This is a genomic window from Ktedonobacteraceae bacterium (assembly GCA_035653615.1).
GTDB lineage: Bacteria > Chloroflexota > Ktedonobacteria > Ktedonobacterales > Ktedonobacteraceae > DASRBN01.
The window spans coordinates 60548-73144 of sequence record DASRBN010000003.1 but is presented as its reverse complement, the minus strand read 5'-3'; the positions used below and the strand labels follow the sequence as shown (position 1 = coordinate 73144).

General features: G+C 55.1%; 9 protein-coding genes. 5 read left to right on the top strand and 4 right to left on the bottom strand.

Annotation, left to right across the window (positions count from 1 at the left end; translation table 11 throughout):
- Positions 1 to 40 precede the first annotated feature (40 nt).
- From VFA09_01820 to VFA09_01810, 3 genes are all read left to right on the top strand, one after another.
- Entirely contained in the window at positions 41 to 1201 is a 1161-nt protein-coding gene (locus VFA09_01820) for a peptidoglycan bridge formation glycyltransferase FemA/FemB family protein (GenBank protein ID HZU65989.1), read from the top strand.
- A gap of 162 nt (positions 1202 to 1363) precedes the next feature.
- The gene (locus tag VFA09_01815; GenBank protein HZU65988.1) at positions 1364 to 2653 is read left to right on the top strand and encodes a hypothetical protein; all 1290 of its coding nucleotides are present in this window, start codon (positions 1364 to 1366) and stop codon (positions 2651 to 2653) included.
- Between the two features lie 91 nt (positions 2654 to 2744).
- Positions 2745 to 6044 (top strand): peptidoglycan DD-metalloendopeptidase family protein, encoded by a 3300-nt coding sequence (locus VFA09_01810; protein HZU65987.1) that lies wholly within the window; start codon positions 2745 to 2747, stop codon positions 6042 to 6044.
- Positions 6045 to 6115: 71 nt separating this feature from the next.
- Here VFA09_01810 and VFA09_01805 read toward each other — a convergent pair whose 3' ends face one another.
- Entirely contained in the window at positions 6116 to 7183 is a 1068-nt protein-coding gene (locus tag VFA09_01805; GenBank protein ID HZU65986.1) for a nitrilase-related carbon-nitrogen hydrolase, read from the bottom strand.
- 234 nt (positions 7184 to 7417) lie between these two features.
- Positions 7418 to 8848, bottom strand: coding sequence for a cytosine permease (locus VFA09_01800; GenBank protein ID HZU65985.1), 1431 nt, complete (start codon positions 8846 to 8848; stop codon positions 7418 to 7420).
- Between the two features lie 282 nt (positions 8849 to 9130).
- Between VFA09_01800 and VFA09_01795 the strand changes: the two genes are divergently transcribed.
- The gene (locus VFA09_01795; protein ID HZU65984.1) at positions 9131 to 10039 is read left to right on the top strand and encodes a hypothetical protein; all 909 of its coding nucleotides are present in this window, start codon (positions 9131 to 9133) and stop codon (positions 10037 to 10039) included.
- 75 nt (positions 10040 to 10114) lie between these two features.
- Complete coding sequence (locus VFA09_01790; protein HZU65983.1) at positions 10115 to 10762, top strand: hypothetical protein; 648 nt, start codon at positions 10115 to 10117, stop codon at positions 10760 to 10762.
- Positions 10763 to 10782: 20 nt separating this feature from the next.
- Here the strand turns inward: VFA09_01790 and VFA09_01785 are convergent, their stop codons facing one another.
- Both VFA09_01785 and VFA09_01780 read right to left on the bottom strand, forming a co-directional pair.
- Positions 10783 to 11160, bottom strand: coding sequence for a hypothetical protein (locus tag VFA09_01785; protein ID HZU65982.1), 378 nt, complete (start codon positions 11158 to 11160; stop codon positions 10783 to 10785).
- Positions 11161 to 11424: 264 nt separating this feature from the next.
- On the bottom strand, positions 11425 to 12435 hold the full coding sequence (locus tag VFA09_01780) for an RIO1 family regulatory kinase/ATPase (protein HZU65981.1): 1011 nt from the start codon (positions 12433 to 12435) through the stop codon (positions 11425 to 11427).
- Positions 12436 to 12597 lie beyond the last annotated feature (162 nt).

Genomic DNA, 12597 nt, shown 5'->3' with positions numbered 1-12597 from the left:
TCCTACGACAAAGCATACATGATTGGCGGAGCGTGCGATAATGTATAACGAAAAGATAAAGAAACCGGGAGTTCGTAAGTTATTGCATCGTTACACATTATCCGCTATCTCAGGCGACCGGCAGGAGCAATGGGATAACTTTGTCGCCGGACAACCTGTGGGCAACCTGCTGCAAAGCTGGGGCTGGGGAGAACTGAAGGCAAGATTTGGCTGGTATCCCCTGCGCCTGGCACTTTTTGATAGCGAACAGCAAACTATAACAGCGGCGGCACTGGTTCTGCGGCGTACAGCGCCTGGACTTCCCTTACGGGCCGGTCACCTCGCTTACATTCCCAGGGGCCCCATCTGCGACCGGTCATCTCCCAGCTATCAAATCCTGCTCTCCGAACTGCACAGGTACCTGAAGAGACAGGGGGCAATCGCACTGCAAATGGAACTGCCATTTGAGATCGATCAGGATTCCCCTGTAGGGACAGCGACTCGTCCCTGTCCTCCTCCGGGGTCTCAGGACAGCGACAAGCCACTGTCCCTACAGAGCATACCGAGATTCCCCCATGCGGTTGGCAAAATTCAGCAGGATAGGGGTTTCCGTAAAGTGCCGGCGATACAGCCTGCCCGCACTATTTTGCTGGATATAACACCGGACGAGGAGAGCCTGCTCGCGCATATGAAAGAGAAGTGGCGCTACAACCTCCGCCTGGCACAGCGCAAGGGAGTACAGATAAGGGTTGCACAGACGGTCGAGGATGTACGCAACTGGTACAGGCTGCTGCAAACGACGGGCGTGCGCGACGATTTCGGCATTCACACCTTTGACTATTACCTTGCTGCCTGGCGCATCTTCGCCCCCCGCAACCAGGGGTGTTTGCTACTGGCCGAGTATGATGGACAACTGCTGGCGGGTATTTTCGTTGGATTGATGGGCAGGCAGGCTATCTACCTGTATGGCGCGTCGAGCAACGAACACCGCAATCTCATGCCCAACTACCTGCTGCAATGGGAGGCCATTCGCTGGGCCAGGAGCCAGGGCGCGACCTGCTATGACTTCTGGGGCATTCCCGAAACCGACGACGCAAACGAGGCGATGGCGGGGGTCTATCGCTTCAAAAGCGGCTGGGGCGGTAGAGTTGTGCGTTTCCCCGGCAATTATGAGTACGTGTATCGCCCATTAGTGATGAAGATTGCTAGAAATCTACTATAGAAAAAGGGCGTACCCTTGTGATCGCGCTCAGGCTCTAACACTGCTCCGTAAAAACTGTCTCATCTTCATTCATCTTGTTCCAACATTGACCGATAAACATATGTGGATAGCCGCAAATATCTACATACGCAGCTTGTGGAAAGGAGAATGGAGAGAGATACTATGCAACACGGATTTCTAAGGCAATTGAGGCAGAGCTGGAATGTGGCGATGCTGCTGTTGTTACTGGTGGCGGCAGCTGGAATATTTTATGTTGCGAGAAATCTGCAAGGCACGCCGTCGCTGGCACACCCTGCTATGGAATCAGGCAGCGGCGTTCCGGCGCATGCAAGTTCAGCTTCTACGTCTTACGTTTACTATACACTCAAGGCAGCCAACGGATTCGTGCTGGCGCGCGCCCCAAAAGGCGACGAGGGCCAGCCACTTGGCGAGCCTCAGCCGGTTGCGCAGTTCGGAAACGGCTTTGGACTCGCGGAAAGTGACAGCGTGTTGTTCATGCAGCTTTCACCGGATGGCCGCTACCTGGCAATCGATGGCACACAAGACCACGGCGAGCAGGTATGGGTATTCGATACGCAGCGTATGACGCTGAACCCGAACCCAAAATACGTCATGGGTAATTTCCTGCACTGGATTCCTGGCGCCAGCAGCCATATGTTCTTGTATCGTCCCATGTTGCCGCTTGGACCTGATGCGCCCCTGGACGGCGGCAATTGGAACCCCGGCCTGTGGGTGGTAGATGCGGCAACGGGCGCACACCACAATATCGATATTCATATGCCATCCGCCTACCTGGTTGACGCTGCCGCCTCGCCCGATGGCAGCCACATTCTCTATTCGACCTCAGCCGGAATGGCTATGGGAAGCGATACCTGGATGATGCGCAGCGATGGCAGCCAGGTGACGCACCTGTTCCATATTCCGGCGGGAGCGCAATCCATCGCCGGATTCTTCACCTGGTCGCCCGATGGCAAAACTATCGCCTATGAACTACTCTCCGATAGCCCCACCCCGTTCTTACCGGCAGGCCTATGGATCATGAATAGCAGCGGTGGAGCGCGGCGTTACCTGGCTCAAGTCGATGGAGGGCATGGCTTTGCCCCCGTCTGGTCGCCCGATAGCCGCGAGATAGCCTATGTGCAGCGCACGAACTACGGCAGTCGCCAGGCTGATCTCTCCGCGCAGTCTCTGCAGAGCGCAATCGCAGTCGTTGATGTGCGCGCGGGCCGCTCCTGGATCGTCGCCGCTCCTGCTCAAACCGGCATGCAGATAAATGCCAACCCGCAGTGGAGCGCCAATGGAGCAACGATCACCTTTACCGCTTTCAATGCGATCAACCGTGTCATTGGGGGCACACCGCGCTACTGGTCGGCCAGCGTTGCCGTCTATGGCTCGCGGCCATCCGTAACGCCACTTTCCCCAACAATTCCGCACGTCGTAGCCATGGCGTAGGCCCCGATTTATCGCGGGCAGCGCCGATTTATCGGCCCCCGGTTAACCACAAACAGGCCAGCAAGACCACTTTTTATCAGGAACTAAACACATGAGACATCGATTAGAACGTTTCGTAGCTATCTTACTAGCAGGTGAGCATAAAGGTCGCCTCACCGCGCATCTCCTCATCCTGCTCGTTATCGTAACGAGCATTCTGGGAGGGACTATCATCACCTTCGCCACGCCCAGATATAGTCACGTAGGGGCGGCTCTTGTGACCACCCACCAAATCAAGGCCATCCAGAAATACAACAGCGCACCCACGCCTTTCATGCACCGGCCCTATTATGGGAGCCAGAGCATCGCCCAGCGCACCGTCTCGTTTGTCGATCACGATCAGCCGTGGTATTCCAATGACGGCGTCTTTGTACGCTATGACGGGGCGAAATGGACGCATGTTTCTATCGGTTCCTGTACAGGAGGCGTCAATTGCTACGATGGGCATAACGGCTATGATCTGGATATGCGATTTGAGCCGGTTCTGAGCGCGGCGGCAGGCACGGTCATCCGCGCCGGCTGGTACAACCCGCTCGATCATAATAGTTCGCTGGGCTTATGGGTAGCCATCGATCATGGTAATGGCTACTACACCGCCTATGGACACCTGAGCGCTATTCTTGTACACACCGGAGAACAGGTGGGAACGCAATGGCAGATCGGTACAAGCGGCACAACGGGCTCCTCTACAGGCCCGCACCTGCACATGGCGACCTACTATGCCGGCACCTGGAGCGCAACCGATCCATTTGGCTGGAGTGGCAACTATCCCGACCCCAACGTTGTGCCGGACAACTACCTGTGGGTCAGCAATCCAGGCACGAACAATACTATCCCTGACCTCAGCGCCGACGGTAGTTCCGTCTACCCCGGCGCCACGCTGGTTGATGATGGCCAGGCAGGTTGGAGCAGCACGGGTACGTGGAATGTGGCAACAGCTAGCTCTGACATCGAGGGAGATCTGCATTGGACGCCAACTACGAGCGGCTCTGCTACGGCCATCGCCACGTGGCAGCCTCAACTGCCCGCCGACGGCTACTATGAAGTGGGCGTTTTTGTCGATGATACCTACGCGAGCAGCAGCTGGGCGCCTTATACCATCTATAGCGCCGATCCTAACCATCCCGGGACGCAGGTAACTTCGACGGTATATGTCGATGAATCGCATATCGGCTCGTTTCAAGGGCCATATAGCTGGGAGAATACGGGGCCGCAGTGGATCGGCCTGGGCACGTACTACTTCTCAGCGGGCGCGAATGGCCGGGTCGTCCTCAGCAACGCGACGGGTGAAAATGGCGCGCAACTGGCCGCCGATGGCATAGAATTCGTTCCCGTCTCGGTACAATCTCCCCCGCCACCCTCGAAGACCTACGGCTTTTCTGTGACCAGCGATGGCACGCCACCCGCTATGCTGCCCGGTACTATGAATACTGTAAACATCACGCTCAAAAATACCGGTAACTTCACCTGGAGCGCGTCCGGCTCGGACCCGGTTCAGGTGATCTATCGCTGGCTTAACGCGCAGAACCAGGTGATCGCCACCGGAACTCCGGCGAGTTTGCCGCAGGATGTTGCCACCAACACCAGTCTGTCATTAACGGTACCCGTGCAGGCTCCCGCGCAGGCCGCAAGCTATACGCTGCAATGGGACATGATCCAGGATTCTACGCCTTTTTCGCAACATGGAGCGCAGGTGAAGAACGATGCAGTCAACGTGTTCCGCTATGGCGAGAAGTTCAGCCCGCTATCGCTGCCCTCGACCCTGACTCCTGGCGCTACGGTACAGGTGCAGGTCAGCGTCCAGAATACCGGTGCGCTGACCTGGCCCGCGTCCGGCAGCAATAGCGTGGCGCTTGGTTACACATGGCTGGACGGCAACGGACACGTCGCAAGTCCCGCTCCAGGTGACGCGCTCTGGCAGACAGGCATACTGCCCAACGATGTTCTCCCAGGCGCCACGGTCTCTATCCCGCTCACACTGCACGCGCCCGCGCTGGCCGGAAGTTACTCACTGGTGCTGGATTGTTGGCAGCAGGGCATCTCATTCGCCTCGCAGGGTGCCACGCCGCTCACAACGCAGGTTGCCATCGTGCCCGGCCTGCCCAGGGTCTACTACTTCGCCGAGGGCTATACGGGCAGCGGCACAACCGAATACCTGACGTTGACCAATCCTTCGGCTGCGCAGGCCACTATTACAATCACCTACCTGTATTCAGACAGTACCAGTCGTACCAACGTCTACAGCATCCCGGCGCAATCGGTGCAGGTATTGAACATCAACCAGGAAGCGGGCGCGAATAAATCGGTGAGCATGATCGTACAGGGAAATATGCCGTTCGTGGCCGAGCGCACAATGTATACGCAAAAAGGCGGCTTTGTTGCCGCCACCGACAGTATGGGGTCATCCATCCTGTCTAGCAGCTGGTACTTTGCCGAAGCCAACACGACCTACGGCTGGAATACCCTGCTCTCGGTCATGAACCCATCAACGCAGCCCGCGAAACTTACGGTGACCACGTTGCCGAACGCGCATACACCCTCGCAGAGCAAAGTGTATACGATCCCGGCGCACGCTCGATCCACCATTGTCCTTAACAGCGCTCTACCCAACCAGCAGTTCGGTATGATCATCAGCGCCAGCACACCCCTGCTCGTCGAGCGCGATGAATACCTTGTCGCCAGCAAGATGCGCGGCGGCAGCGCTACTATCGGGGCTACCGCGCCACAAAAGACCTGGTACTTCGGCGAAGGGGATACCAACCCGGGCTTTATCGAACGCCTGGTGCTGGCAAACCCGGCACAGAGCGTTGCCAGCACGCAGATTCACTACCTGACAACGGATGGACGCGTGATTACTTCAAACGTTGTCGTACCCGCCAGGACTCGCATCGAGGTCAATGTCAATAGCGCTCTCGGCCCGGTGCTGCATGCCACCACAATCACGGCAAACGCGCCCATCATCGCCGAGCGGCAAACCTTCTTCAACTACCTGGGATCGCTCTCCGGCAGCACCACCTCTATGGGCAGCACGAACGCTCATACAAGCTGGTATATTGCGCGCGGCGATACCGGCAGCGGGCATATGGAAGCGCTCGCTATAGCCAATCCCAACGCGTCGGCAGCCATCATGCAGGTCGTCTATTACACGGCTGCGGGCCAGCCAATCGTGAAGACATATACGCTGGCCGCTCATTCAAGGATGACGATTACTCTGGTGAATGAGGTGGGAGTGAATACCATGGTTGGGATGGCAGTGTATGCGACGGCGCCGCTGGTGGTGGAGCAGGCAATGTTCTTCAATAACGGTGCTGGGATGACGGGAGGGTATACCAGTATGGGGCTGGGGTCGTAGGGTATATGGAGAGAGGCCAGGGCTATGTATGGTCCTGGCCTCTTTTTCGCTGGGATAGCCATAAAGCTAGCTTATCGCTCCGGTTTGACCCAGATGCCGCGTTCGTGCATCAGGTCGATCTGCTTCTGAATAACCTGCTCGCGGTACTCGGCGTGTTTCATCGGCTCCCGGTTGAGGTAGAGGTTTTTGGGGTAAATCGGCTGCTCATAGAGCATCTGGTAGAGTTCGGTGCGCAAGTCTTTCATCCAGTTATCCCATTGGGCGCGGGCACGATGATCGCGCAGGGCTTCGATGTCAATGACCCCGCCGACGTAGGTCGAGCCGGCGCCATATTCCTGTTTGCCGACGATCTGCCCCTTGTAGTTGATAATGAACGAGCGGCCACCAAATGTATCAATGGGCGTATCCTCTTCCGGGAAGAGATAGTACGTACCCATGTTGGGGGCGACAATGTACATGTTGTTATCCAGCGCGCGAGCACGGCTCTGGATTTCAAATAGTTCGTTTCCGGTGGCGGGGTGAGGATAGGATGCGCGATAGACCACTTCGGCACCGTTCATGGCTAGCGCCCTGGCGTTTTCAGGATACGATCCCTCATTGGCCATCATGATGCCCAAGCGACCGATTTCGGTATCCACTACCGGCCAGAATGCATCCAGGTTTCTTCCATAGCGCTCAATCCACCAGTCCCAGATATCATGCGGGCAAACCGAGTGTTCTACAGGAAAGAGCGGGGAGACCTTGTAGTGTTTGAGGATGACTTCACCTTGCGGGTTGATGATGAAGCCGACATTGAAAAAGCGATCTGGTATTTCGGGGTGACGCGCTTTGGCCTGAGCCATGATGAACGCATTGTACTGTTTGGCAATATTACCCAGAAAATCTGTCTCTTCGCCAGGAATGTCGATAGCGCCTTCCCTGGCAAATTGGACATGATCGAGATCAAGTACCTCATCGTTAAACCCCTGCAGCGCGCCTTCGGGAAAAGCGATGAGGCGCACAGGCAGATCGAGGCTAGAAAGCCAGGAGGCAGCCTTGACCAGGTGCGAGAGGTGTTCCAGGTTGCGTTTGATATCGGCGCGGGTGCGAATACCCCGCACCGTGGGGATGAGTCCGACGGCGGTGTAGGGCTTGATCATGCGATGCTCCTTTTGTGTCTGTGGAACAACAATACAACAGAAATGGATAGTACGGCTCTCATTTTGTTATATCACAGTTCCGGGTCATCACGTGATGGAGTCGGCGAAATAATTACGGCTATCCCTGGAGCCGGTGATGAGTTGTAACAGAATGCTCCGGCAACGGCGATGGGCGCGACCAATCGTCCTATTGCCGGAGCATTCTGTTACAACTCATTATAGGCTCGATGGCTCTTAGCGCCTTGAGATGGAGAGCTCGAGACGGCGCAGCACCAGGTAGGCGAGAGCGGTAAAGATGACGCCAAGCTCGAAGCCGATGTCCATACCGTATGGCGGATTGAATAGTTTGGCAATGGGCCCGACATAATACAGCTGCGCGGCCCCAAGTAGCACTCCTCCTACGCCGATCAGGAAGGAGATGATCGCCGCCCAGCCAATCGGCAGCCTGCGCCGGTTATTCCAATCTTCGACATTATAGTTTCCGCGACGGAAGACGAAGTGTTCCAGGACCAGGATGATCGACCAGGGACCCAACCAGTAAGCGATGATATCCAGGAAGTTGGAAAGCGTCTCATTAAAGTTACCGCCAACGCCCACGGCAATGAGGACGTAAATGACGGCAGCGATCAAAGCCCAGACTGAGCGGTTGATGCGCTGGAAAGGTTTCCCAAGCACCTGCATCGACAGGCTGAGGCTGTAGTCGTTGGGGATGTTGTTGGCGACGACACTGAGGGTCAGCAACAGAACCAGGAAGGTACCAAAACCACCCAATGGCCTGGCGGCTGCAGTTAACAATCCTCCTCCCTGTTGATCCATGAAGGCGAAAGCAAGGGCCATACCCACGATTTCTAAGATAATGCAGGGCACGACCACACCCAGGTAGGTAAAGAGAAAAACACGGCGCGCAGGGGTATTTTCAGGCTGATAGACGGAATAATCGGAAGCATAGGAACTCCAACCAACCGCAAAGCCAAAAATGGCTCCGCCGAACGAAACGAAAGAGGCAAGTTCGGCTACGCTTAATGCAGGGGTAGGTGGAATGGTAAATTTGGGTGCGGATACAGCCACCAGGATAAAGAAAATGATAGCCATGGGAACCCAGGCATAGCGTTCGTAGCGGTGAATGTACTTATAACCATAGATACTGGCTATCGTCGTCAGGACACAAATGACAAGCACACCTACCGGTTGTGGAATCGCTCCATTACTGAGCGCCTGTACCAGCTGGCCACCAACAATCACATTCACCGTGGACCAGCCGGTGCATGCCGCGACATTGAAGATAACCATGATCATGGCGCCAACCCAGCCGAATGAGAAGCGGGAAATCGTCATCTGGCGCAGGCCGAGTTTGGGCCCCAGCGTCGACAAGAAGGCTACCGGCAGGGCACCGAGAAGATTAAAAAGAAGAATCGCCAGCACGCTGTCCCAAAAGCCAAGCGCAAATACACTATTGGCAATCGCACCCAGCGCCACTGTAGAGATGACCAGGTTAGCTGAGAGCCACATCGTAAAATTATCGAGGATACGAAAGTGCGCTCGCTCGCTCGCCGGTACGCGTGCAATACCGCGTGTCTCGATACCCGGTTGAAGTTCGCGCGTCTCAGCGCCTGTCTCAATACCCGGCTCAAACCCCGGAACGGTAGAAATATTCGTCGTTGCCATTGCACTAGTACCTCCCCTAACTAAAATCCGTCCAACTACAAATTAACCTTACTCAGCGTATGCTGTGAAAAAGTGACCGGGACGTGCGAGAGAGCCTTTTTCATGGCATACCACACCCATTGCTGAGTAGTATACTGCTTTCTGTATCATCCTGGTAATGCTCTAGTACGTTATTCCTATAAGTATTGATGAGACACATTTTGTCTGCTATTCTTAAGAAGGTTTATTACGTCAAGTAAGGAGTTCAGACGCCGGGCAGTTTATTCGAAGGAGGACTTCAGGATGATGGCAAGGGCCGATGATACCTTCTTTCCACAGAATATCCGAGGGTATCGCCTGACCATCCTGACGCAGCTGCGGCAGGTGATTGACAATATGCACGCGCCTGAGCAAATGTTTCAGTGGCTAGGCTCTGTCGTCACTCAAAGCTTCGACGTATCAATTGCTCAATTCTGGACATGCGAGAATTCCCGCTCTGCTCGCTCTCCGGCTCAATTGCGAGCAATGGACTACCGCGACCCTTCACAACCGGTGCATATCATCGGCGAGAAGGTTGCCCCCACCGTGGAACAAATCGCCAGGGGAGCAGGCGCCCCTTTTGCCCAGCCGGTGGAGCAGGTATTCCCTCAATACCTGGCATCATTATTGAAACGCTATGGATTGCATTTTTGCATCTGTTGCTTCAGTAGCAGGAACATGTATGCGCGGCCCGGGCAGCAGTTTCTTCCTTCCGGCCCTCCGGCTCAAATGGTGATAGTGGCATTGTTGTTTATGACGCACTATCCACAGCGCGAACTGGTCTCAACCATGAGCATCATCCTCGAACAGGCCATCGCGGTCGCCGAAGGCCGGGGCCTTTTCAGCACCGTCACTGGCAATGCTGGCAACGTAACAGCAGGCCAGGAGCAGTCCTCATCAGGAACACTACCGGCGCTGGCGGAACTGATTCCGCACAAAAAACAGGATGCACGCTTGATGCTTTCCAGTAATCCTTTTGCCAGTCCGGTCGTGATCTCAGATAGGTTAGCGCGGCGCTTTTATGATGCCATAGATAGCCGTAAATCGGTGACCGAGATTTGCACCGATGCCTCTATGACGATGCAGGAAGCATACAAGGCGCTACAGATACTGTTGTCCTTGCAATATATAGAACTATACACTCCCCAGGGCGTGCGTGTTGAAGGATTCTAGTAAGGGGAACACCGGCCCGTATGCGGATAGTAGATCAGGTATGATATGTAGTGATCTGGAAGGAGAAGCAACTTCATGAATAATAATGTGATACCCAACCTGCTGGATGTGTCGCTGTGTCTGGTATCGTTGTTTATCTCGGTGCGTTCGTTTGATATTTACGCGCATTTCCGCCAGTACCGCCTCTTTATCCTGGGGTTGTCGATGTTGCTTGTGTGTATCTCTGCCGCGGCCGATTACACCGCCAACTACATTACAGTAGTACACTTGCAAACTGATTGGTTCTTATACATCGGACAAACGATTGGCTTTTTATTTATCTTGCTCAGCCTGGCACAAAGTTCGGATAGCTACCTGCGTGGTCTGATGAATTTGAATATCATAACCTTCGCCCTGCTTTTGATACTCTTGCTGCTATCCCCCGCCCTACCGCCAATTGCCATTACGGCACGCGCATTGCTCGGCTTCGCGCGGGTCAGCGTCTGTATTCTCATTCTCTGCGGTTACTTCTGGGCGTACACCAACCAGCCAGCGCGCTTCAGCCTGTTCATGAGCAGTGCATTCTTCTTGTTCACTACCGACTACCTGATGTTCATGCTACAAGATTATGTGCCCGCCGCCAACCAGTTGCTCTTCCGCGACACCGCCGACATTGCCGGTGTGCTTGCGCTGATTGTGCTGGTCGCCTCTGTTTCGTGGGATGAATCAAAGAGCCTGGCGTAAGAAGTGCCCGCGCGAAGAGTTCAATGAATCTCAACATCGTAGTTGTAAGCGCCATCACTGCGTAGAATGCTCAATGCCTCTTGCTCGCGGCCAGGGGCATGCACAGCGACGATATAATTTCCATCTTTGAACTCTTGCTCATAATACTGAACCTCGTTGCGAGGCAAGCCCAGTTCATCGAGTTCATTTGCCACGTTCTGTTCAGAAACACTACCTCTACGGCCGGAGAAGAAATGTTTGAACCCCTGCCAGAAGTCTTTCTTTGCGCTTCCGTAAGGGTCTGCATAGTATATCTGGTTCGAGTCAAACCCTGCCTGCTGCAAATCATGCACCGCCTGCCGCGCTATTCCTTCACTGCTGAAGACGCCAATGACGGTGGATCGTTCTGTTGCTGCCATGTGTATTTCTCTTTCTAAAGAGCTGTTGATGTACTTACCATAATGCAGTCTTCTCTTTCATCACGAATCTCATTCAGAAAGTGGCGCCAGGCCGATAAATCGGCCTGACGTGCTTTGCCGGAGTAGTTTATCAAACACCATAATCGGCGCTGGGCGCGGTATGCCTGTCCCCAGACAGGGCTGCCCGGCTCCGACGGATACTCCCGGTTGGCCCACCAGCCCAGACTTTTGATACTGAGAGGGCTGCCCGGCCCCGACGGATACTCAGACGAGCTGGGGGATCGGCCCCATATGGCGCGTCCATATGTCGTGTGCGAGCTTGCGCGCGTCGGACTTCAGACCGTAACGGGCAAAGTACTGGCAAGTACGCTCCACATCTCGGGCAAGCAATGAATACACATCCGAATTGTGATAGGGATCGACCGCCTGCGCGAAGTCGATCAACGTGACTTTGCCCTCAGAGTAGAGGATGTTATGCGCCGAGAGATCGCCGTGGATACGCCCGTGTATCAACGCCAGCTCGATATTCCATAGAATACAGGCGAAGTGTTCCCGCGCTTCCTCTGGCTCAAGCTCCACGTCGCTCAGGCGTAATGCCGCCTGATCTCTTGCGCCGATGTATTCCATCAGAATGGCGTTGCCGGCGTGCGCGAATGGGCGCGGAACGTCTGCCCCATGCTCATACATGAGACGCTGCGTCAGGTACTCGTACTCGATCCAGGAGGCGACCTGAGCAGCTCGCCCGCGCTCGGTCTTGCGGGTGGCAGCACTCCCACGGCGACTGTTGCCATGTTCGGCCTGACCCTGCTCGTCGCGCTGGACGCGGCTATAACGATACACCGCATCGTTGCGCAGGGCGCGGAACATACGCGGGCGGTAAATCTTGGCGGCCAAAAACTCCTCGCCGGTATCGGGATGAGCTACGCAGCAGAATACCGTTGCTTCCTTACCACTGCTGACTTCATGCACGATGTCCGTGATGAGTTTCTGGTCATACAGCGGCGTGAGCGACGAGAGTATCCAGGGGGCATCCCGCCGTCCGGTCAGAAACGCCGGACGAAACGACGATTGCTGCTGTTGCTCAACCTCCGGTTCGTAGTCGTAGGCCTGCTCCTTTAACCAGCGTTGCACCTGCGAACTGCCTTCGTAGCTGTTTTTTTTCGTTGGTTTGACGTGAGTCGCTTTGCGCAAAAGGTAGCGTTCGCGGGCATCCGGCTTCATTTTTACAAAAGTGACGGTTTCTTCCTCGAAATCATCTTGGAAAGGCTGTTTCAAGCTCTATGCTCCTTCATGGTTAAGATGTTGAACCTGTTGAATTGAAACTGTTTTCGCATTGTTTCCCGCCGTAATTGCTGTTGCTTCACAGGCCACCTCCTTTCTTTCGCGCATCACATAAATGGGATATGTATGACATCTGGCGATGTGATCGTGCCCATA